The sequence below is a fragment of the Nonomuraea sp. NPDC052129 genome (assembly GCF_040680095.1).
Classification (GTDB): Bacteria; Actinomycetota; Actinomycetes; order Streptosporangiales; family Streptosporangiaceae; genus Nonomuraea.
In genome coordinates, this window is sequence record NZ_JBFAVX010000003.1 from 654,195 (window position 1) to 676,153 (window position 21,959).

Here is a 21,959-nt window from a genome sequence, read left to right on the forward strand (position 1 = left end):
CGTTGATCTTCCTCATCGTCAAGGTGAGCGATGTTCACGATCCGGGGGTCGCCGAATGCTTCTCAAACGCCTTGTCCTCTATGCCGCGGCGGGGGTTCTCGTCGCCAACGGGCTCGATGCCCCTCCCGTGGCGGCGGAATCGCTCGATCCATGTTCCGGTACGGCGGTGTCGTCCGAGCCGCTGAGCTGCAGCGCCCCATCGGACCTCTTCCCCGGCGCGCGGCTCGGATTACGGACGGGCCCGCAGGCGAACGGGGCCCGGCTCACGGCGGACCAGGCGGACGCGGCGGCGGATGCGGCGACGGCCAAGGTCCTCTGCGACGGCGACGGGGAGAGCGGCAAGCGCGTCGAGGTCCTGTACGTCCGCGAGTCCAGCATGCCCGACCGTTACACCCAGCTCATGCCGATGTTCCAGGCGTGGCTCGCCAACGCCGACGACGCGTACAACGACGCCGCCGCGGAGGGCGGCCAGAGCCGGCACATCCGCTATGTGACGGAGGCGGTCTCCGGGGGTTGCCAGGTCGCGGTACGCCAGGTCACGGTGCCCGCCGACTCGCTGGCCACCTTCGACAGTGGCATCACCGCGGTGAAGGCGCTGGGATACGACAAGGCGGACCGCAAGTACCTCATGCTCACCGAGGCGACCGTCGAATGCGGGCGGGGTGGACGGTACAACGACGATCGTCCCGACGCCGCCAACTACAACAATCGCACCACCTACGCGCGGGTCGACGCGATACCCAACTGCTTCGGCGCCAACGCCATCGCCCACGAGCTGGGCCACACGTTCGGCGCGGTGCAGCCGAGCGCGCCGCACTCCTACAGCGGGCACTGTACGGACCAGTTCGACCTCATGTGCTACGGCGGTACGCCGTCCTGGGACTGCGTGGAGTGGAACGACTACCGGGTTCCCGACTGCAATCGCGACGACTACTTCAACGTCAGCCCGGAGGCGGACAGCTACCTCGCCACCCACTGGAACAGCGCGGACAGCGACTTCCTCATCAAGGGCACCGCCGCCGACGTCGTAGGCCATCCCACGGTCGGCTTCACGTACGCGATCACCAGTGTGTCCACCGGAGGGGCCATCGAGCCGATCGACGGCTCCACGACCGGACTGGTCAGGCTCAGTCAGCGCGCCCGGACCAACGGGGCGAGCCAGAAGTGGATCATGGGCTACAAGACCGGCCTGCAGTTCATCAACGCGAACAGCCGGATGTGCGTGGACAGCGCCTACAGCGGCACCACCTCGGGAACCCAGGTCCTGCAGTACGCCTGCAACGGCCAGGACGGCATGCGGTGGGCGTACCTGCCGCAGGCGGACGGCAGCTACGCGATCATCAACTGGCTGTCCGGCCTGGCCCTGACGGTCACGGGCGCGTACCCGGCTCCCCTGGAGCAGCAGCCCTACACCGGAGCGACCAACCAGCGGTGGAAGTTCAACCGGATCACGGATCTCGGTCCGCAGGACGGCGCGAAGTACTACCTGACGGGCATCAACAACCGGGAGAACGCCGAGGTGCTCAACGGCGCGCTGACGTCCGGAGCGCTGGTCACGCACAAGGCGCACTCCGGCGCCACACGCCAGCAGTGGACGTTGCGCAAGGCCGCCTCGGACACCTTCCCCGCCCGCCTCGTCAACGTCAACAGCGGCCTGTGCCTGGACCTGAAGACGCCGAGCGACGCGGCCGGAACTCAGATCGTCCAGTCGACGTGTGCCTCGACCAACACGCAGATGTGGACCGTACGGCGTGCGGCTGACGGCACGTACGTCCTCGTCAACGTCCACAGCCAACGCGTGCTCAACATGACGACCGGTACCTCGTCCGCCCTGGACCAGCAGGTCCTGGCCGGCAACAACGCCAACCACTTCTGGGCACTCAAGCCGATCTAGCCCGCCCAGTCCCGAGAAGCCCAAGTCAGCGGTGTGACCTGGGCTTCTCGTTGGCGAGGACATCAAGGGGATGATTTGCGACGATTCCCAGATGGGAATCGACATGAGCGCACAGGGGCCTCTGGCGGGCAGGGTAGCGGTGGTGACCGGAGTGAGTCGCCGGGCGGGGATCGGCTTCGCCCTGACGCGCGAACTGCTGAGCGCCGGGGCGAAGGTGGTGGTGCAGTCGTGGACCCCACACGATGCCGATCAGCCGTGGGGCAGCGATCCGGCCGGGATGGCCGGCGTGCTGGCGGCGCTGGGTGGCGTGGGTGACCATCTGGAGCATGTGGAGGCCGACTTCACCGACCCGGCGGCGCCCGCGGAGGTGATCGAGCGGGCCGTCGACCGGTTCGGGCACGTTGATGTACTGGTCGCCAACCATGCGCGTAGTTCCAAGCAGGCGCTGGAGGAGGTGACCGCGGCCGAGCTCGACCTGGCGTGGGCGGTGAACGCTCGGGCGAGCGTGTTGCTGACCCAGGCATTCGCCGCTCAGCACGATGATCAGCGCCCGGGGGGTCGGGTGATCTTGTTCACTTCCGGTCAGCATCTGGCCCCTATGCCGACGGAATTGCCCTATGCGATCAGCAAGGGTGCGATCCATCAGATGACGGCCAGCCTCTCCGACGCGCTCGCTGATCGGGGCATCACCGTCAACACCGTCAACCCTGGGCCGGTGGACACCGGCTGGGCCGGTCCCGAGCTCGCCCGGCACATTGGCCGTGCCCTGCCTTCGGGCCGGTGGGGCAGGCCGGACGAGGTCGCCAAGGTGGTCCGTTGGCTCGCCTCGGACGATGCCGCCTGGATCACCGGCCAGGTGATCAATTCTGAGGGCGGGTTTCGACGTTGGGTGGAGTGAGGGCTGATGTTCGGGCTGCCGGCCGAAATGTCGTCGACAAGGCCGTTGCCGACCGCCTATGGTGCGGACCGTGACAGACAGCCCCAGCATGCGCCAGTGCGACTGCGGTGCGAGTGCCGGCCCGCTGGGCTTGTGTGTGGACTACTACCACGCGATCCTGGCTGAAGAGCAGGGTGATCCGCAGATGTACAGGTGGCACGCGCCCGTGGTGTGCGCGTACCTCCTGCAGCATCCTTCCAGCGCCCATGAGAAGCACCTGGACGGCCAGTTCCGCTGGCTGCAGTTCTACGTGGACAAGGGCCTTGACGCGCTGCTTCGCCTACAGGCTCATCAGGTGACGCGGAACAGGCACGGGGTGCGGTCGGGCTACGACATGGCGCCACTCGAGGAGTACGCGCCGCTCCCGCAGGGCGGACCTCCCGGGCATTTCCGCGCCACGTTCTGCGGCTTGCCGGTCAAGGGTGTCAGCTTCGTGTCCGATGGGCATCTGGCGTACGGACGCGGCATCGAAGCCATCGCCGAAGCGACTGTGGAGTCCTGGAGATCCGTCCAGACCTGATTGAGACACGCGCTGGGTACGACCGGCAGGAAGTGATTCATGAAGCGCTACATCCTGACCGGCACGCCTGGAGCCGGAAAGACCGCCATCCTGCGCCGGCTGGAGTGCGACGGCTACACCGTCGTCGAGGAGGCGGCGACAGATGTCATCGCCCTGCGGCAGGCCCAGGGCGAAGCCGAGCCGTGGACGAAGCCGTCCTTCATGGAGGCGATCGTCACCTTGCAGCGCCGACGGCAGGAACAGGCCGCGGCCCTTCCCGGCGAGGTGCAGATCTATGATCGATCGCCGGTCTGCACGTACGCGCTGGCTGTCTATCTTGGCCATTCCGTCTCTCCGGCGCTGACCCGCGAACTGGAACGCATCGAAGCCCAGCGGATCTACGAGAAGAAGGTGTTCTTCGTACAGAACCTCGGATTCGTCACGCCGACCGACGCGCGGCTGATCACGTTCGAGGAGTCGCTGCGGTTCGAGCAGGTCCACCAGGACGCCTACGCCTCGCTCGGATACGAGTGTGTGTTGATCGCTCCGGGCGTGCTGATGGACCGGGTGGCGGCGGTCAAGAAGCAGTTCGGTTCCTAGCGCCAAGGATCAAGGGCGTGCTTGCCACGGGTCTGGCCCGCTTCGAGTTCCTGAAGCACGGCCGGCCCGTCTCCCAGGGGGTGGACCTGGGGAGTGCCGGGTGGGTAGACCCCGGTGGCGATGAGCACCCCGATCTCGGTGAACAGCGATCGGTAGATGGATGGAGCGGCGCTCGCCAGCGCACCGATGTGCAAGCCCTTGACCTGCACCTGGTGGGTGAAGACCAGGTCGTGCGTGGTCAGACTGGCGTCGCCGGAAGCGGCGCCGAACACGACGACGCGCCCGATGAAGGGTTTGGCGACCGACAGACTGGCCTTGAACGTGGCCTGCCCTACCGATTCAAGGACCAGGTCGACTCCGCCGGTCAGACGGGTGATCTCCTCGGCCAGGTCCGGGCGCGTACTGTCCAGAACCTCGTCGGCACCGAGCGCCCGAACGGCGTCGTGCTTGGCCGGTGAGGCCGTGGCGATCACCCGCGCACCGTAGTGGGGGGCGAGGCGCACCGCGGCCTGCCCCACTCCGCCTGCCGCCGCATGGATGAGCACCGTGTCACCTGGCTTGATCTCACCCAGCGGCCTGAGCGCCGCCAAAGCGGTCGCCCAGTTCAGCACCATGCCGAGGGCTTCGGCGTCCGTCCAGCCGGACGGAACGGGAAGCGCCCCTGCGGCCGGCAGGGCCATGTACTGCGCGAAGGCGCCAGGGCCGGCTCCGATGACGTGGGTACCGACCTGAAGTGGGGTCTCGACGCCCGGTCCGACGCCCACGATCTCACCGGCGGCCTCGAACCCCGCGACGTAGGGCGCCTGAGGCCCTCCTCCGTAGGTCCCACGGGTCTGCATGACGTCGGCGAAGTTGACTCCGGCGGCGCCGACTCGGATCAGGTACTCGCCCGGGCCCGGGGTGGGGCGACGACGGTCGCTGGTGAGGATCAGATCCTTCGGCCCGCGATGCGACCGCTGAAGCAGTGCCCGCATCGTCTGGTGGTTGGTCTCCATGCGCCGAAACGTAGGAGCCTCACACTGGCGTGAGGGTCAAGTCATGGTCACCGACCGGTTCGGCGGGCCTCGTGGAGGTAAGCGTCGAGTGCCGACTGCTGGGCGGTGAGAGCGGCGATGCGAGCGGCGAGCCGATCACGATAGCTCTCCACCTCATGCAGGAAAAGCGGATCCGGGTCAGCCTCCGGTCCGTCGGTGAGGTGGGGGAGGGCGGCCTTGACCAACCGTACGGGCAGCCCGGACTCCAGCAGCGAGCGAATAGCGAGGACTCGGTCGATGGTCGACCGGCAGTAGTCGCGGTACCCGTTGCTGCACCGACCAGGGACGATCAAGCCTTCATCCTCGTAGTACCGCAACGACCGCACACTCACACCGCTGGCGCTGGCGGCTTCGCCGATCTTCATGCCTCAGACAACGTGCCGATGCTCCGCGAGCTTCCGCGCGCTGAGCTGGGGGTCAGCGGCCGCTGCCCGCTACGAGGCCGGAGTAGTTGGCGAGCACTTTGACCTGGTCTGGTTTGCCGCTCTTCGGGGGGATGTGGGCGGCGACCTGGAACAGATCGGTGATCTTCATGTACGTGTAGTACTTGCCGCGCAGGATTCCGCTGTCCTTCTGGAAGACGTAGTTGCGCTCCGGGCCCTGCCGCACGTCGTAGCGGATCGTGCGCTCGATCGTGGTGAAGGTCAGCGCTCCGCCGTCCGTGGTGCGCAGCGTGTACGACGGGTAGCGGGTGACCGGGCGGGCAGCGGACGAGATACGCGCGTACTGGGTCATCCTCTGGCGCGTCTTCGCCGCCCCGGTGGTGATGCTGTCGGCGGCGAAGAGGCTCTTGTCGGCGGCGGTGCCCTTGCCGACCATGTGGGCGGCGTACTTCTTCGCGAAGTCGGCGGGTGACATCAGCAGGCCGGTTCCGTCTGTGGGGCCGACCGCCGTGGCGACGCCCGAGGCGTCAGCGGCGATGGCGGGCAGTTCATCGGTGGTGGTGCCGTCGAAGGCGTCAGGGGAGTACATCTGCCGCCAGCCGTCCCCCTGCCGGGCGAAGAGCAGGTACGTCGGCTCCTTCGAGGTCGTCGGCTTGCGTTGCCAGTGTGCCGTGGCCAGGAACCAGGGCTGCTGCCCGGCGGCCGGCGCGCGGAACGCGGCGCCCGTGTAGCCGAACGGCTGGTACTTGATGGTCTTGCGCAGGATGCGGCTGGAGGCGTAGCCGGCCTTGTCGATGGCGAAACTGGAGCCGCCTTCGTAGCCGGCCAGGAGTTCGTCGCTCCGGGCCTTGTTCGCGGCGTTGTTGCGCTTGACGTAGTCCGCGAGGACCGAGGTGGCCTCCTGGTCCGAGACGGCCCGAGCCGGCTTCGGGGCACTGCTCGCGCTGGGTTTGCCCGTCGCGGCAGGGTCCGCCTTCGCGCCGCCCATGCCCGGCAGGGCGGGCAGGGCGGAGCATCCTGCGAGCAGACACCCTGCCGTGACTGCGCTGATCGTCCAGCCGTACCGTCGCACTTTCCGTACCTCTAACCACTGTGGGACTAAAGGGCACAAAAGTAGCAGTAGGGATGTCGGGTGCACGATTGGGGACCGCGGTTCGGGGCAACCGGTCACGGCCCCTTCGCGGGGCGTGAGCGCCCACGGAGCCTGTTGGCCGGGCGTGTGGTGACTCTATAGAGTCTGGCCAGAGATGAGCGCGACTCCGGTCCGGAGGAGGGGGATGTCCATCAAGCCGCTGTCCCTGCCGCAGCCACCTCAGAAGGCGCCGGAGTTCGGGCGGGACGCGCTGATCGTCTGCGAGAGCCTGGTGCGGATCTACCAGTCCGGGTCGGTCGAGGTGCAGGCGTTACAAGGGCTGGACCTGCTTGTGGACAGTGGCGAGATGATCGCCGTCGTCGGGGCGTCGGGGTCGGGCAAGTCGACGTTGCTGTCCATCCTCGCCGGGGTCGACGCCCCCACCGCCGGGCGGGCGCGCGTCGACCGGTGGAACCTGCTGGCGATGTCCCGGGCCGATCGTGTGCACTACCGGCGGCGTACCGTCGGATTCGTCCGGCAGCAGACGGCCAGCAACCTCGTGCCCTACCTGACCGCGCGGCAGATGATCGACCTGCCGATGACGGCGGCCCGCACACCGGCCCGCAGGCGCCGGGCCCGCGCCGCCGAACTGCTGAGCGCCCTCGGCGTCGCCGACTGCGCCGACCGGCGTCCCGCGCAGCTGTCCGGCGGGCAGCAGATGCGGGTCGCCATCGCGGTGGCCCTCGCCAACGAGCCGCGCGTCCTGCTGGCCGACGAGCCGACCGGCGAGCTGGACACCGCCACCTCCGCCGAGGTCTTCGGGACGTTACGAGAGGTCAACCGCCGGCTCGGCGTCACCGTCGTCATCGTGACCCATGACTCCGCGGTCAGCGGCCAGGTCGAGCGGACCGTCGCGATCCGCGACGGACGCACCAGCAGCGAGGTACTGCGCCGCACCGCCACCGGCGCCGACGGCGACACGCACATGATCGCCGAGGAGTACGCCGTGATGGACCGTGCCGGACGGGTCCAGGTGCCGCGCGACTACCGGGAGGCGCTGGCGCTGACCAGGCGGGTCCGACTGGCGCTTGAGGCCGATCATGTGGCGATCCGCCCCGACTTCGACAGGCCCGATCGTGATGTGATCCGCCCTGATCTCGACGCGGCCGATCATGTCGCGATCCACCCTGACCTCGATGGGACCGCATGAGCGCCGGTCCGGCCGACAGGCCGCTGCTCGCCGTGCGCGGCGTCCATCGGCGCTTCGGCAGCGGGCCGACCGCGGTTCACGCTCTGCGGGACGTGTCGTTCGACCTCGCCGCGGGCACCATGGTGGCCCTCATCGGCCGGTCCGGCTCCGGGAAGACCACATTGCTGAACGTCATCGGCGGTCTGGACCGTCCGGACTCCGGGACCGTACTCGTCGACGGTACCGACGTCACAGCCCTCGACGAGGACGGCCTGTCCCGGTTACGGCGGGAGAAGGTCTCCTACGTGTTCCAGACGTTCGGCCTGATCCCGGTGCTGTCGGCCGCGGAGAACGTCGGCGCCCCATTACGGCTGGCGCGCCTCCCGGCGGCGGAACGCGAGCGTCGGGTCGAGCTGTTGCTGGAGCTGGTGGGCCTGGCCGACCACGCCCAGCAGCGTCCGGGTGAGCTGTCCGGCGGCCAGCAGCAGCGGGTGGCGATCGCCCGGGCCCTGGCCGCCTCTCCCCGGCTGCTGATCGCCGACGAGCCGACCGGGCAGCTGGACGCCGAGACAGGTCTGTCGGTGATGGCGCTGCTGCGCGGAGTCGTGGAGTCCGAGGGCGTGACGGCGCTGGTGTCCACGCACGACCCGACGATGCTCGCGCTGGCGGACCGGGTGATCCAGATCAACGACGGGCGGCTGGACGGGCGGGAAGCCTCGTGACCGTCCAGGTACGACGAGCCGTTGGACGGGCGGGAAACCTCATGATCGTCCAGAAACGTGGGCCGCTGGACGGGCAGGAAGCCTCGTGATCGTCCAGAGCCGCCCGTGCTGAGGCTGCTCGCCTACCGAGCCCGCGCGCAGTGGCCGCTGCTGGCCGCCCTTCTGGCGGTCGCAATGGTGGGCCCCACCCTGCTGGGCGCCTGCGCCCTCCTCGTCACCCGCACCGCCGAGCAGGCGCTGGAGGCCGCCGCGTCCCGCGCCACTCCCGACCAGGTCGACGTCACCGCCTACACCGTCACCATCCGCGGACCTGACGCGCGATCCGTCGCCGACGACACCCGCCGCGTGCTGACCTCGGCGCTGGCCCCGTTCGCCGCGACGACGGCCGCGCGCGCGTCGTCGGTGATGCGGTCGCTGCCGACGACGCGGGCTGGCGGCGACGGCGTACCCGCTGAGACCTACCTGTCGGGCGTGGAGGACTTGCCGACCCGCGCCGCGTTGGTCACAGGCCGGTGGCCGCGGGGCACGGCCGACGCGGCGCACCCCGCCGTGCCGCCGAAGGCTGCCGCGGTCCGCTCTGCTGGGCAGCCGGAGGCCGCCGCGGTCCGCTCCGCTGGGCCGCTGGAGGCTGTTGTGCTCGAGCCCACCGCGCGGCTGCTCGGCCTCACCCTCGGCAAACGCGTCCGCCTCGGCGCGGAGCTGGGCGATGACCCCGCCCGGACGGTCGACGTAACCATCGTCGGCGTCGTACGCCCGCTGCCGGGCACCGGCTGGGACCGCGACCCCCTCGCCGCCACCGGCTACGACCTCGCCTACCGCGACGGCCGCTCCGTGCGGCCGGTCCACGCGTACGGGCCGTTCATCGTCGATCTCGCCGCCCTGCTGGCCGGCGGCTCCACCATCGACCGGCTGGAGATCACCGCCCATCCCGACCTGTCCGCCCCCACCCGCCGCGGCCTCGACACCGCCGCCGAGTCCGTGCTCGGCGCCGACCGCATATTGGCGCGTACCCTCGGCGACCGGATACGGATCGAACGCGTCGCCTCCCGGTTGCCGTCGACCCTGCTGTCTGCCCGCGACCAGCAGCAGGTCACCGCTGCGGCCGTACTCACCGTCGCCGTCCTCGGCATCGTCCTGACCGCGACCGCCCTCGCCCTCGCCGGTCGGCTCACCGCCGGCGTGCGCGCTGACGAGACCGCACTGCTGTCGGCGCTGGGCGTCAATCGAGGGCAGTTCGCCGCCGCCGCCGTCGTCGAGGCAGGCGCACTCGCCGTTCTGGCCGCCGCGCTCGCGATTCCCGCCTCTTCTGTCCTGCACGCCGGTCTGACCCACCTGCCGCCGCTGGCGGAGGCCGGGCTCGCCGTCCATCCGGTCGTGACCGGCGTCCATGTGCTCGCCGTCGCTGGTGGCGCGCTGGCGCTCGCGGCGGTGCTCGTCGCCCTCTCGGTGCGGCCCACGCCCGTGGGCGGCGACCGTCGTCACCGGCGCGAACTGCTGGCCCGCTCCGGGGCCGATGTGCTGCTCGTGGCGTTCGCCGTCGCCGGCTGGTGGCAGCTGCGTGATCAGCCCACCGGCGCCGGGTCCTCCGTCGACGCCATCCGCGTGCTCACTCCCGCGCTGCTGCTCACCGCCGGCTCCGCGCTGGCGCTGCGCCTGGTGGTGCCCGCGCTGCGCGGCGTCGAGCGACTGGCGCGCCGCGCCCGTGGGCTGACGCTCCCGCTGGCCGCGTTCGAAGCCGCCCGTCGGCCGCAGGCGGTCGCCGCGGGGCTGCTGATCGGCCTGGCCTGCGCGGCCGCCACGTTCGGGGTCGGCTTCGACGCCACGTGGCAGCGCTCCCAGCATGACCAGGCCGACTTGGCCGTCGGCACCGACCTCGCTCTCACCCTCTCCGCGCCGCCGGAGGCCGGACAGGGCGCGGCTGTCCGCGCGGCCACCGGAGGCGCGGTGAGCCCGGCCACCAACCGTGGCGTCGCGGTCGGGCAGTGGCTTGGCAACGCCGGCGACGTACCGCGGCTGGTCGCCGTCGACACCACCCGCGCCGAGTACTTGCTGCGCGGTCGGCTGAACGATGGCCGCAGGTGGACGGACGTCGGCGCCGCCCTGGCGCCGCCGACCCGTGCCACCGGCGTCCCCGTCCCGAAAGCCGCCGTGCTCACCCTCACCGGAAAGGCGACCGGCACTGGGAAGGTGACCGGCACTGGGAAGGTGACCGGCACTGGGAAGGTGACCGGCACTGGGAAGGTGACCGGCACGACCCCGCTTACCGTTACCCCCCGGCTGCTGCTGCAGGACGCCACGGGCTTACGGACCCCCTGCGACGGCGCGCCCATCCCGCTCGACGGCAAGGCGCATCCGCTGCCGGCCTGCGCGACCGTCGAAGGGCTGCGGCTGGTCGCGGTGTCCCTCCCGTTCGCGCCCGATCTGGGGAACGTCGGCTTCGGCTACTCCGATGCCCTGGCCGAACTGCCGGCCGGAGTCGGCGACAGCCGCGTCGCCGTCACCCTCACCGTGCCCGAGGCCCCAGCCTCCACCGGTGTGGCGTCCGGGTCGCCGTGGAGCGCCACCTCCGTCGAGCCCGCCCCCGGCCAACTCGGCGATCCGGCCGTCGCCCTCGCCCGTACCCCGGCCGGTGTGCAGCTGAAGATGACGACGACCGTCAGGCTCAAGGGCCCCCCGGACGCCGCCCGAACCCTGGTCGCCACCGCCTTCCCGGCCAAGGGGCCGGTGCCCGTCGCCGTCTCGACCCGCTTCGCCGACGAGGTCGGTGCTCGTCGCGGCTCCCGGCTCAATCTCACCGTCGGACTCACCCCCGTCCCGGTCAGGGTGACCGGGGTGCTGCCCACGGTTCCAGCCGCCCCGGGCGCCGCGGCCATCCTGGCCGACTCGGACGCCCTCTCCCGCGCCCTCGTCGTCAGCGGCAACCTCGACTTCCCCGTGGACGCCTGGTGGGTCGGCAACCCCACCCGGGTCGATGCCGCCGTACGCGTCGCCGCCCTCCGCCTCGGCGCCGTCACCACGCGCGCGTCCGAGACCGCCCGCCTCACCGGTGGCCCCCTGCGTGCCGGACTGCCGGCCGCGCTCCGGCTCCTCGTCCCGGCCACGGCCCTGCTGCTGCTCGCCGGTGTCGTCCTGCATGTGACCTTCGACCTCCGGACCCGCGCGCTCGAGGTGGCGCGGCTGCGGGGCCTGGGGATGACCCGGCGGGAAGTACGTGCTGTACTGCTCGGCCAGCACGTCGGCGTCCTGCTGCCCCTGCTCGCGGCAGGGGCAGCCGTCGGCGCACTCGCCACCCGGGTGGTCGCGCCCCTGCTCGTCCGCTCCGAGACTGGCGCCGTCCCCGTGCCTGCCGCCCTGCCCGTCTGGCCGTGGGCCACAGAGGCCGGCTTGCTCGCCCTGCTGCTGGCCGGGTGCACGCTCGCAGTGACCGCCGTGGTCGTCGTACAGGCCCGCCGCGTCGACGTCGCGTACCTGCGGGTGGCGTCGTGAGGCACATGCGGGCACGGGTCGGGAAGCATCTGCGGGTGGTGTCGTGAGGCACATGCGGACACGGGTTGGGAAGCATCTGCAGGTGGTGTCATGAGGCACATGCGGGCACGGCCTCGTGAGGCATCCGCGGGTGGTGTCGTGAGGTGGCGCGCCCGCCTGTGGCCAGCCGGTCGCTGGTGGCCGCCCGCCCTGCACTGGCCCAGCATCCGCGGGCGCGCCCGTGCCGACGCCGGGTCGCTGCTCCTGGCCGCCGCGGTCGTGGCGGTCGTCACTCTGCTCGCCGGCGCCGTACCGCCGCTGCTGCGCGCGACCGCCGACGAGGCCGTTCAGGACGGGGTCCGCCGCGCCGGCGGCGATGGTGACGTCCTTGTTGAGGCCCGTATGGAACGCGATGACGGGCCCAACGGCGGACGCGTCCGCGCTCCCCGGCTCGCCGAGGACGTCGACGACTTCCGCGACAGGGCGACGGACGAACTCGGACCCGGCCTGCGGGCCGCGCTGCGTCCGCCCGTCGCCACCGTCATCAGCCCCACACTCAAGATCACTGATGGCAGCGTGCTGCGCACCTTCCAGCTCGCCTACCTGGCGAAGGGCGACGGCGCCGACGGCGGGCCGCACGTGACCTGGATCGCGGGCGGTCCGCCTCGGCCCGCCGTCCCTGAGGCGGACAACCACGCAGAGGTTCCCGTCACGGGCGCGCCCTGGCCGGTGCAGGTCGGGCTGTCGGAAGCGGACGCCGCCGCGCTCAAGCTGCGTCCCGGCGCGCGCATCCCACTCAAGGACGACGCGGGAGGCGTCAAGAAGGTCCTGGTCAGCGGCATCTTCCGGGCGACGGACAGCACCGATTCCGCCTGGGGATCGGCCCCCGCGCTGCTGCGTCCCGTCTCCGGCGCGGATGGTGTGGGCTCCACCCGATTCGCCGGCCTGCTGTCATCCGACTCCCTGCCCGACGCCCGCCTCGCCTTCGACCAGGACGCGCTACGGCGCGTCGTCCGGTTCACCCCCGACCCGAACCGGATCACCTGGGACTCCGCCCAGGCGGTCTCCGCGAAGGTGGTCGCGCTCAAGGCGACCTCCGGCTCCTCCGGCTCCCTCGACGGCTCCCTGAAGTGGGAGACGGGGCTCGACGGCGTTCTGCGGAACATCCGAACCCAGGTCGGCGCCGCATCCGCGCAGGCGTCGGTCCTGCTCACCGGCGTGCTGGCCGTCGCGGTCCTGGTCCTGCTCCTCGCCGCCGATCTGCTGGTGCGTCGCCGCGCCCCGGCCCTGGAGGCCGCACGGCAACGGGGGGCGGCGCTGCCGACGCTCGGTGCCGAGCTGCTGGTCGAGTCCGCCGTGGTGGCGCTGTCCGCCGCCGCGGCCGGGCTCGCGCTGTCCCGCGTGGTCGTCCCGGGCGCCTCCTGGGAGTGGGTGGTCCCCGTCGTGCTCACCGCCGTCGTCGCCGGTCCGGCATTCGGTACGCTCGCCGCCGCCCGCGCCACCCGCGACCGGCGGGTCCCGGCCAACCGGACCGCGCGCCGCTGGGCCAGGCACACCGTCCAACTGCGCCGCGCCGCCCTTGAGGCAGCGGTACTGATCGCCGCGGTGGCCGCCTTCGTGGCGCTGCACCAGCGCGGGATTATCCCGGTCGCCTCCGCTCCTGGCGGCGACGTGGCCGGTCCGGGGCTCGGGCTGGGGGCTGGCGGGCCACTGCCCGCGAGCGCGCCCGCTCTTGGCGTTCTCGTCGGCGCGCTCGTCCTGCTGCGGCTGCTCCCCGCGGGGCTGGGCCTGGTGCTCAAGCGGGCCTTGCGCTCACGCCGTCCGCTGGCGGTGTTCGGCACCGCGCGGGCGGTCGCGACGTCCGCGCGTGCGCTGCCGCTTCTGGTCCTGGTGACCTCCGCCGCCTTGGCGTCGTTCGCGCTCACGCTGGACGCCACCGCCGGCGGCGGCCTGGCCGAAGGCGCGTGGCGCACCGTCAGCGCCGATGCCCGCCTCGACATAGTCCCTGCCGCGGCGGCCTCCACGCCCGCCCTGTCCCGGCGCATCGCCGCCGCTCCGGGAGTCCGGCAGGTCGTCGCCGCGCAGGTCACCGATCGGGCGCGGGTCGTCGCCGACTCACTGGTCGTCGCTCCGCGTCTGGTGATCGTGGACGCCTCCGCGTTCCGGCGGCTGCTCGCCGCCACCCCGCTGCCGGACGCGCCGGCGCTCGCCCGGCTCGGGGCGACCGGTCATGGTGACGTGCCCGCCCTGGTGCGCTCGGGCGACGGCGGCCTGCGGCCGGGCATGCGGCTGGAACTGCTCCGGGACGGTGCTCCGGCCATCCGGCTCACCGCCGTCGGTACGGCACCCGCCATCGGCGACGCCGGTGACGTCGTCCTCGTGGACGCCGCTACCCTCCAGGCCGCGGGCATGCCCTCCGTACCCAACACGGTGTGGGTGAACGGACCAGGAGCGGCGCGGGCGGTCGCCGCGAGCGCGGTCGACGCGGACACCGTGCTGCGCGAGGACGTGCTGCGCGCCCGCCGTGCGGCGCCGCTGACGTCAGGGCTGCTGACGTTGGCGTGGATCTCGGCCGCGACTCTGCTGGCCCTGGGGCTGCTGGGTCTGGCTCTCGGCGCTTCCGCGAGCGCGCCGGAGCGATGGCAGACCCTGACTCGGCTGCGCACCCTCGGCCTGCGGCCACGGGACGCCCGGTGGATCGCCGCGGGGGAGTTGCTGCCGCCGGTGCTGGTCGCCGCCGTGGTCGGCCCACTGCTCGGGGTGCTGCTCGCTCGCCTGATGCTCGGCTCGCTCGCGCTGCGGCTGCTCACCGGGCAGGCTGCCGACCCGGCCCTGGTGCTGCCGTGGTGGCGGCTCGGCCTGGTGACCGTCGCGTTGCTGGTGGCGGTCGCCGTCGTGGTGCCGATCGAGTCGGCGCTGCGGCGCCGCCGGCGGCTGAGCGAGGTGCTGCGCGCGGGCGACGGATAGCCGACGCCCGCGGCCTGGCAGGCGCCCTTCCTGTGCCAGACGTGCTTCGTTTGAGGCTCCTTTGAGGATGCCCTTCACTGTGTTAGCTCCCTCAAAGAGGGCTCAAACGATGGGTGATCAGTTGTCGGACCGTGGTTCGGCAGGGGACGAGGTCACGAAGCTCAGGCGAGGGTAAGGGGAGCCAGTTGCCGGCTGAGATTGAGGACGGCCTGGACCGTTCGGGGGTCGCGGCTGGCGCGGAAGGGGGCGACGGGTCGGGCTTCGGGCCCGATGACCAGGCCTGTCTGCCCGTCCAGTGAGGCGTCGGTCGCGGCGATGATCGACGGCTGGGCGGCCACGGACGCCGGGCCGGAGGTGGCGCGTTCGAAAGTACGGCGGACCAGCGGCCAGAGCAGGCGGAGACCCGGCGAGACGATTTTGGGTGAGCGCATGGTGCCGTCGGTCATGTCGGTGGCGGCGCCGCCGGGGTCGGCCGCGAAGACCGAGATGCCCGTGCCTCGCAGTCGCTCGGCCAGGTCCAGCGTGTACGCGAGGTTGGCGAGCTTCGCCCGGCCGTACCAATGAAAGCCGTAGTAGCCGCCCGGCGGCTCGACCGCCGCGAAGGTGCGCTTGGCGACCCTGATCGAGCCAGAGGTGACGTTCACGATCCGGCTCGGCCCGCCGGCCTGGAGTGGTGCCAGCAGCAGCTCGGTCAGCAGGTAGGGGGAGAGGTGATTGACGGCGAACGTCGCTTCGATCCGGTCCGTCGTCTGTTGCCGGTCGGAGAACATCGCCCCGACGTTGTTGATCAGAAGGCTCAGCGGTCCCTCCGCTGCCAGCCGGGCTGCGAGCGCTCGTACGGCGTCGAGCGATGCGAGGTCGGCCGCCACGAATCTCGCCTCCGCTCCGGGAACCACGGCGCCGATTCGCTCGATCGCTTGGGCGCCGCGCTCGGCGCTCCGGCCGACCACGGTGACTGCGTAACCGGCCGCCGCCAGCCCGATTGCGGTTTCCAAGCCGATTCCGCCGGTCCCCGCCGTCACTACCGCCCATCGGTTCACGGTCCCGCCCTTCGTCGCCTAATCGGATAGCTATCCGGTTTCCTTGGCGTACCGTAGCACAAGCGGATAATTATCCGTTTATTGGAGCTTCAGCGCGGCGGGCGCAGTCCCTCAAGGAGGACGTCGAGGTAGAGTTCGGCGTACCTGGGGTCGTCGTCACCGGAGCGGACCGCGTGCTGGACGCCGCAGAGCAGGCGGCGGATGTCGTCCGCCTCCAGGCCGTGCCGGACGGCGCCGGCGTCGCGGGCGCGATCGAGCAGTTCCTCGATGGCGCGGTCTAGCTCGATCTTCATCGCCGAGGTCTGTGCCCCGGCGTCGCCGGCGGATTCGAGCACGGCAGCGAACCCGGCGTCGTCCAGCGCGCGTCCAAGCGCGAAACGCAGCAAGCGGTGCAGACCTGCGAAGGCATCCTCGTCGGCCGCCGCGTTCTGCGCCTCGGTGACGAGCTGCTGGAAGCGTTCGGCGGACAGCGCCTCCAGGAGCGCGTGGCGGTTGGGGAAATGCCGGTACACGGTCCCGACACCCACCCCCGCGAGCCGGGCGATGGTGTTCAGCTGGAGCGAGTCGTCACCTGCGGCCAGCTGCTCACGGGCGACCCGCAGCACCCGTGCGCGATTGCGCGCGGCGTCCGCGCGCAATGCTGTCCCCTGTCCGGCCTTCACAGGATCAGCCTAATGAGCTTTTCAGTGTTCACAGGCTCGGCCCGATCAGTTGGCGAGGCCCAGAAGGCGCGCGAGCAGTTGGTGCAGGTGAGCGCGGAAGCGCCGCAGTGCGTCGGGGTCGTCGGGGCGGCGGCGTTGTCCTGTCGTGTCGAGGACTCCGCTCAGTGAGAACCCCTGGATGCACCAGACCATCGTGTACGTGGTGAGCTGCGCGTCGGCGTGTACGGGGTCCGCCAGGGCGGCGATGCTGTCGACGGCGTACTGGGCCAGCGGCTGAGCGGAGAGTGACTCCAGCTCTTCGATGTCGCTGGCGTCGGAGAGCCATCGGTGCATCCACAGCGCGGGCACCTCGGGATGCTCGACGCACAGGTCGATGTAACCGTCGATGAACCGGTGGAGGGCGGCCGGCCGCTCCTCGGGTGCGGCGGCCTTCAGCTCGCCGGCTCTCTTGTCGATGACGGCCGAGAGAACCTGCTGAGCGCGCTCCATGACCGCCAGGTAGAGGTGGCGCTTGGTGGGGAAATGCGGGGTGATGGCGGCCGTGGTCAGCCCGGCCGCCTCACCGATTTGACCCATGGAGACGCCGTCGTGGCCGAGCGCGGCGAACAGTCTGGTCGCGACCTGCAGGATGAGCTCCCGCTCGTTCTCTTCTGGAGAGGCCATGGACGCGACCATAGAACCGCGCTGTCGCCCGGCCTACCGCTCGATCGGCAAGCGCGGGTAAAAGTCCGAGCTGCGGAGCGGGGCGCCCGCCGTACAGGCATTTAAGGGACGTCAGGGGATATTTCGGGAAACTTCGTGTTGATTTTGAAAGAAGTGTGAAGAGGAGGCGGGGCTTCGGCGGAATAGAGGTGTACCCCACAGAAGGGACACCATGCGAATGGCCGCTCCCCCGGACGTGCCCGTGACAGACGATGACGCCGCGCTCATCGAGCGGTCATGGCACCACCCGGAAGCGTTCGCCGTGCTCTACGACCGCTACTTCGAAGAGATACACCGGTACGTCTCCGGACGGCTCGGCACCCAGATCGCCGATGATCTGGCCGCCGAGACGTTCCTGGTGGCGTTCAGGAAACGGCAGACGTTCGACTCCGCCCGCGGTGCCGTACGGCCTTGGCTGTACGGGATCGCCACCAACCTGCTCGCTCAGCATCGAAGGAGCGAAACGCGCAGGCTGGCGGCTTTTCAGCGGGCACCTGCCGACGAAGTGGCAGACGACGGGCACGAGGACAGGGTGACGGCGAGAGTGGCCGCCGCGAACGCACAGGGGCGGCTCGCGACAGCGCTTGGACGTCTCTCCGCCGGTGATCGCGACGTGCTCCTCCTCGTCGCGCTCGCCGACCTCACCTATGAGGAGGTGGCGCAGACGCTCGACATTCCGTTCGGGACCGTCGGCTCCCGGCTCAACCGGGTGCGTAAGAAGCTCCGCAGAGCCCTGGGCGGCGTCAATCCGATGATCGGAGGGTTCGATGGATGAGCTGAACGACCGCCCGGACGAGCTGGCCGCCGTACGCGATCTCCTCTCGATGCCCGGTCCTTCGTCCGAGGTCGTCGACTCCGGCCGGGCCAGGCTGCAGGCGGCGCTGGCCGCGCCACCTCAACGCCTGCCAGGTCGAACTACGAGAAGAGCACGGTCGCGGTGGTGGGCTCCGGTCCGTAACGGGTTGATCGGGGCGGCGTCGGCGGTCGCGCTGGCGCTCGCCGTGGCCGTGCCCTCGAACTCGCTGATCGACCTCTCGCCCGTTCCCGCCGTATCCGCCTCCGCTCCGCCGACCGCCAGGCAGATCCTGCTCGCCGCGGCGATCGCGATGGCCACGGCGCCGTCCGACGGCGCCTACTGGCGCACCAGCGTCGTGACCGGGCAGCTGATCCTCGCTCCCGACCGCCGGTACGTCGTCAAGCGCCAGTCCACCCGTCAGACCTGGCTCACCAGGAAGAACGGCGCGAAGGATCGCTGGACCGGCCGGTACCTCGGCGCGCGACCGGCGACGCCCCAGGACGAGGCCGCGTGGCGAAGCGCCGGGTCGCCGAGCCGCTGGCAGTACCCGGCGGACGTGACCGGCCTGGGCCGCGTCTCCCCGCAGGCGCTGGTGGAGGCGGCGCCGGGTCCGCCGCAGGGCGGACCGCACCGCGTCGGGTGGCGGAACGCGGACGGCATCCTGACCAAGCAACTGGTCAGCTGGACGGCCCTGAGTACGATCCCGAGCGACCCCACGGCGCTGCGCGCCTTCCTCGTGAGCCACATCGCCCGGGAGAACGGCGCGTATGTCGGGCGCGAGATGGAGGCCGAGCTGCGCGAGAGCTGCCTGGAGATCATCACCGGGCTGCCGGTCTCGCCCGAGGTACGTGCCTCGGCGTACCAGATCCTGGCCTCGATGCCCGGCATGAAGCCGGAGGGCGCGGTCACCGACCCGCTCGGCCGGGCCGGCCAGGCCCTGAGCTACCAGGTGATGAGGGACGGCCGGCTCAGCGACGAGCGGCTCGTCATCGACGCGGAGAGCGGGCTGCCGCTGGCCACGGAGACGAGGAGCGTCAGCCGGGTGGCCGACGGCCGGGACGTCGAAATTGGCTCTTTCATCGCATATCAGCAAATCGGATGGACGGACGAAGGGCCCGCACAATGACAACCTTCACTTTGGACGACGTGCGCACGCTGACCTACAAGGCGCGGGACGCCTGGTGGACGGTGTTCCTGGTCGATCCGCTCGCCGGTCGTCTGGTGGTCGGCCTGGCGAACCGTACCGCCATCACGCCGAACCAGATCACCTGGGGCGCCTTCTTACTCGGGCTCGGCTCGGCGGGCTGCTTCCTGATGGCCGACGGTTGGGCATGGCTGGCGGCCGGCGCCGTCCTATATCACCTGAGCTTCGTGCTGGATTGCGTGGACGGCAAGATTGCCCGGCTCAAGGGCACCGGCACCGTGCTGGGCGGCTGGCTCGACTACGTCTTCGACCGCATCCGGGTGCTCACCTGCGCCCTGGCGCTCATGTGGGGGCGCTTCGAGAGCACCGGTGAGGAGTTCTACCTCGTCCTCGGCATGCTCGTCGTCTTCCTCGACATGCTCCGGTACGTTGACGCGCTCCAGATCGCGAAGGTACGCCGCCAGATGCGCCGCAAACTGGACGAGGCGATCGAGCAGGTCACCGGCGTCCCGGCCGCGTCCGTGAAGAAGCCGGACCTGGACGAGACGGGTCTCGAATCAGGCGACATCCGCTCCGCCGACTCGGTGGACCTGCAGCAGAACTTCCGCGCGCACTTCGCCTGGTACATCCGCATCCGCGACTGGCTGCGCGACCACCGCGTCCGAGCTCATCTGATCAGCGGTATCGAGTTCCAGATGGCGGTGTTCATCGTCGGTCCGCTCACCGGGTGGATCGTGCCGGTGACCGTCGGCACGGCGGCACTCCTGCTGGTCTTCGAGGCCGCGATCATGTTCAAGCTCTACCTGTCGTCCCGGGACCTCACCCGGGCACTGGCGAAGATCCGCTCTCGGCCCACAGCACCGGTGGCTCAGCCGCAGAGCTAGCGCGTGAACCCCCGCCCCCGATCACCCGATGCCGGTGTCCCTCGGTCGGCGTCGACTCGTCTGTGCGGCATGGGATGTGGGCCGCGTGGGAAGCCGCCGGTTGGGGCATCCGTGGACGGAGTCGACACCTCGGTCGGGACACTCGATCGGGCAATTATCGGGCGCGGGGGGAGGTGCAGGCCGTGGGATGAACCGGCCCGCTCAGAAAGGGGTACGGCGGCGCGGGGCTCGTAGGTTCATCCAGCCGTCAGAAAAGTCGGCGCGTCAGGGCGGGGTTACCCGAACGTCCAGGAACACCGGCCGCTTGTCCGGGAACAGCTCCTGGCCCTGCGCATCGGTCATCTTCCAGTAGATGCGGCAGTTGCCGGGTTTGTCCGGGGCGCGGACCTGTACCGAGATGTCCGCGGTCTGGCCAGGTGCGGTCGGCGGGATGGGCACCGTTTCGGGGGATCGGCAGGGCCCGGTGTTGATGCGAGCCAGACGCCTGCCCGCCCAGGACGTCGTCCCGATGTTGCGAATCCGCCACACCTTCTTGAACGACGAGCCCGGCCGCACTTCCGAGCCGTCCGGGTACGTGATGTCACCCACGAATGCGGAATCATCCTTCGCGGGCGCGCTCGCTGTCGGTGGCGCCGGGGGATCATCCTGGCCCGCGGTCGTCGCCAGGTAGAAGCCGGTCAGGCCGACCAAGATGATCGCAGTCGCGATCATGGCGCTGATGAGGACGCGGTTGCGCCGCGCGGACGGCGCTGGAGCTTGGACGACTTCGGTTGTGGTGGTCGGCGGCGCTGGCGCGGGCTCGTCGTCAGTGGAAGGGGCCGCCTTCGCGCGCTCCCAGAGCTCCCGCCACTCCCGTTCGGTCTCCTCGGGATCACGCCCCAGTCGATCAACCGCGAGGACCCGGACGAACTCCCACGCGGTCTCCCAACTCGGCAACTTCCGCCCCTGGGCCGCGCTGGCCAGCGACGACTTCGAGGCCGCCGCGCCGAGCCGAGCGGACATCTCGGCGTACGAGGGATCGCCGGCTTCCTCTTTCAGCTTCAGGAGCCGGTCGGCGAAGGCCCCCACCGCACCCGAATCCGGATCAGGACGTATCGGCTGCCGTCCCCGACGCTTACGATCCTGAGCCTGCACCCCGGCCCCACTTCCCCCCGTTCACTCTTCCCTCCGTTCAATCGCGACACTGCCGATGCCTCCGCATCTGGCAGTGCCTTCCCAAATTATCTGACGCGGCAAGTCAACGATCAGTTCAGATCACCGCAGGTCGACGCCCAGGCGTGATTTGTCCAATGTCCAACGTCGGCCCCGTGGCGCAGCCTTGGACAAAGATCGCTGGCTGGCCCCGTACTCCTGATGGCATCGTGGCGGAGGTTCCTCGGCGAACACACCCGCGCGGCACCGGCGCCCCCCAAGCGCATCTCTCCTAAGCGCGTCGTCCCCAGCTGCCTCGCCTCAGCGAAGTGACCGCATCACTCCAGAGGAGGAGATTTCTCATGTCCACCAGTTCTCGTATGGCGAGCCTGCGTACCCGAGTCGCTGTCGTCGCCGCCTCATCCGTCGTCGTCGCCGGACTCGGTGTCGGCCTTGGCGCCGCTCCGGCGGCGGCGGACGTCCATCGCGGTGTCAGTGGCTGCTTCGCCTGGTCCTGGGGAGACGGCAACAGCTCCGTGACGGTGTACTGGCACAACCGGTGCGGCAACAAACGCAAGCTGAAGATCAAGTACAGCCTCGGCTGGACGTACAAGAACTACACAGCGGTGGTCAAGTCCGATGGGAAGGGCCACAAGAGGTTCCAGACCGCTTCGATCGTGTCCATCAAGGATGGGGGCCGCGCCTAGCCTGCGGGGGCAGGCGCTTGGGGGTGGGGGGGGGGCCCCCCCCCCCCCCCCCCCCCCCCCCACACCCCCCAGAGACCCCGGTATAACGGGGGTGGGGCGGCGCCGGACGGGCCCGGGGCATAGGAAGAAAA

General features: G+C 70.6%; 19 protein-coding genes. 12 read left to right on the top strand and 7 right to left on the bottom strand.

The features are described from left to right. Nucleotides 1-55 precede the first annotated feature (55 nt). The 4 genes from AB0L53_RS11215 (at nucleotide 56) to AB0L53_RS11230 (ending at nucleotide 3,930) form a co-directional block, all read left to right on the top strand. Nucleotides 56-1,894 carry an RICIN domain-containing protein gene (locus tag AB0L53_RS11215; protein ID WP_363992783.1) on the top strand — a complete coding sequence of 613 codons (1,839 nt, stop codon included), beginning with the start codon at nucleotides 56-58 and terminating at the stop codon, nucleotides 1,892-1,894. A 91-nt stretch (nucleotides 1,895-1,985) separates the two neighbouring features. Continuing rightward, a complete protein-coding gene (locus tag AB0L53_RS11220) occupies nucleotides 1,986-2,792 on the top strand; it encodes an SDR family oxidoreductase (RefSeq protein WP_363992784.1) in 807 nt (268 codons plus the stop codon). 70 nt (nucleotides 2,793-2,862) lie between these two features. Then, a complete protein-coding gene (locus AB0L53_RS11225) occupies nucleotides 2,863-3,351 on the top strand; it encodes a DUF5946 family protein (RefSeq protein WP_363992785.1) in 489 nt (162 codons plus the stop codon). 39 nt (nucleotides 3,352-3,390) lie between these two features. Then, nucleotides 3,391-3,930: an AAA family ATPase gene (locus AB0L53_RS11230; protein ID WP_363992786.1), complete on the top strand. Its 540-nt coding sequence runs from the start codon at nucleotides 3,391-3,393 to the stop codon at nucleotides 3,928-3,930. Here AB0L53_RS11230 and AB0L53_RS11235 read toward each other — a convergent pair. From AB0L53_RS11235 to AB0L53_RS11245, 3 genes are read right to left on the bottom strand one after another with little or no spacing between them, the layout of a single operon-like run. Then, on the bottom strand, nucleotides 3,927-4,925 hold the full coding sequence (locus AB0L53_RS11235; RefSeq protein WP_363992787.1) for an NADPH:quinone oxidoreductase family protein: 999 nt from the start codon (nucleotides 4,923-4,925) through the stop codon (nucleotides 3,927-3,929). The genes AB0L53_RS11230 and AB0L53_RS11235 overlap by 4 nt on opposite strands. 47 nt (nucleotides 4,926-4,972) lie before the next feature. After that, nucleotides 4,973-5,329 carry a MerR family transcriptional regulator gene (locus AB0L53_RS11240; RefSeq protein ID WP_363992788.1) on the bottom strand — a complete coding sequence of 119 codons (357 nt, stop codon included), beginning with the start codon at nucleotides 5,327-5,329 and terminating at the stop codon, nucleotides 4,973-4,975. A 52-nt stretch (nucleotides 5,330-5,381) separates the two neighbouring features. After that, complete coding sequence (locus AB0L53_RS11245; protein WP_363992789.1) at nucleotides 5,382-6,419, bottom strand: hypothetical protein; 1,038 nt, start codon at nucleotides 6,417-6,419, stop codon at nucleotides 5,382-5,384. 205 nt (nucleotides 6,420-6,624) lie between these two features. On the opposite strand from AB0L53_RS11245, the gene AB0L53_RS11250 reads away from it, so the two are divergent. The 4 genes from AB0L53_RS11250 to AB0L53_RS11265 all read left to right on the top strand — a co-directional run bounded on the left by AB0L53_RS11250 (nucleotide 6,625) and on the right by AB0L53_RS11265 (nucleotide 14,762). After that, complete coding sequence (locus AB0L53_RS11250) at nucleotides 6,625-7,629, top strand: ABC transporter ATP-binding protein (RefSeq protein ID WP_363992790.1); 1,005 nt, start codon at nucleotides 6,625-6,627, stop codon at nucleotides 7,627-7,629. Continuing rightward, nucleotides 7,626-8,330 carry an ABC transporter ATP-binding protein gene (locus AB0L53_RS11255; RefSeq protein WP_357954764.1) on the top strand — a complete coding sequence of 235 codons (705 nt, stop codon included), beginning with the start codon at nucleotides 7,626-7,628 and terminating at the stop codon, nucleotides 8,328-8,330. Before AB0L53_RS11250 ends, AB0L53_RS11255 begins: the two co-directional genes overlap by 4 nt. Before the next feature lie 105 nt (nucleotides 8,331-8,435). After that, nucleotides 8,436-11,816, top strand: coding sequence for an FtsX-like permease family protein (locus AB0L53_RS11260; RefSeq protein ID WP_363992791.1), 3,381 nt, complete (start codon nucleotides 8,436-8,438; stop codon nucleotides 11,814-11,816). Between the two features lie 138 nt (nucleotides 11,817-11,954). Then, nucleotides 11,955-14,762 carry an ABC transporter permease gene (locus tag AB0L53_RS11265; protein ID WP_363992792.1) on the top strand — a complete coding sequence of 936 codons (2,808 nt, stop codon included), beginning with the start codon at nucleotides 11,955-11,957 and terminating at the stop codon, nucleotides 14,760-14,762. 161 nt (nucleotides 14,763-14,923) lie between these two features. On the opposite strand, the gene AB0L53_RS11270 is transcribed toward AB0L53_RS11265, so the two are convergent. The 3 genes from AB0L53_RS11270 to AB0L53_RS11280 form a co-directional block, all read right to left on the bottom strand. Continuing rightward, the gene (locus AB0L53_RS11270; RefSeq protein ID WP_363992793.1) at nucleotides 14,924-15,802 is read right to left on the bottom strand and encodes an SDR family NAD(P)-dependent oxidoreductase; all 879 of its coding nucleotides are present in this window, start codon (nucleotides 15,800-15,802) and stop codon (nucleotides 14,924-14,926) included. A gap of 89 nt (nucleotides 15,803-15,891) precedes the next feature. Then, nucleotides 15,892-16,464, bottom strand: coding sequence for a helix-turn-helix domain-containing protein (locus AB0L53_RS11275; RefSeq protein ID WP_363992794.1), 573 nt, complete (start codon nucleotides 16,462-16,464; stop codon nucleotides 15,892-15,894). A gap of 45 nt (nucleotides 16,465-16,509) precedes the next feature. Then, nucleotides 16,510-17,127, bottom strand: a complete 618-nt coding sequence (locus tag AB0L53_RS11280) for a TetR/AcrR family transcriptional regulator (RefSeq protein WP_363992795.1) — start codon at nucleotides 17,125-17,127, stop codon at nucleotides 16,510-16,512. 241 nt (nucleotides 17,128-17,368) lie between these two features. Between AB0L53_RS11280 and AB0L53_RS11285 the strand changes: the two genes are divergently transcribed. From AB0L53_RS11285 to AB0L53_RS11295, 3 genes are read left to right on the top strand one after another with little or no spacing between them, the layout of a single operon-like run. After that, complete coding sequence (locus tag AB0L53_RS11285) at nucleotides 17,369-17,941, top strand: RNA polymerase sigma factor (RefSeq protein ID WP_363992796.1); 573 nt, start codon at nucleotides 17,369-17,371, stop codon at nucleotides 17,939-17,941. Next, nucleotides 17,934-19,088: a CU044_5270 family protein gene (locus AB0L53_RS11290; RefSeq protein ID WP_363992797.1), complete on the top strand. Its 1,155-nt coding sequence runs from the start codon at nucleotides 17,934-17,936 to the stop codon at nucleotides 19,086-19,088. Before AB0L53_RS11285 ends, AB0L53_RS11290 begins: the two co-directional genes overlap by 8 nt. After that, nucleotides 19,085-19,990 (top strand): CDP-alcohol phosphatidyltransferase family protein, encoded by a 906-nt coding sequence (locus AB0L53_RS11295; protein ID WP_363992798.1) that lies wholly within the window; start codon nucleotides 19,085-19,087, stop codon nucleotides 19,988-19,990. Before AB0L53_RS11290 ends, AB0L53_RS11295 begins: the two co-directional genes overlap by 4 nt. A 264-nt stretch (nucleotides 19,991-20,254) precedes the next feature. Here the strand turns inward: AB0L53_RS11295 and AB0L53_RS11300 are convergent, their stop codons facing one another. Then, complete coding sequence (locus AB0L53_RS11300) at nucleotides 20,255-21,058, bottom strand: NBR1-Ig-like domain-containing protein (RefSeq protein WP_363992799.1); 804 nt, start codon at nucleotides 21,056-21,058, stop codon at nucleotides 20,255-20,257. Nucleotides 21,059-21,483: 425 nt separating this feature from the next. On the opposite strand from AB0L53_RS11300, the gene AB0L53_RS11305 reads away from it, so the two are divergent. Further along, nucleotides 21,484-21,828 carry a hypothetical protein gene (locus AB0L53_RS11305; protein WP_363992800.1) on the top strand — a complete coding sequence of 115 codons (345 nt, stop codon included), beginning with the start codon at nucleotides 21,484-21,486 and terminating at the stop codon, nucleotides 21,826-21,828. The last annotated feature ends 131 nt before the right edge of the window (nucleotides 21,829-21,959 follow it).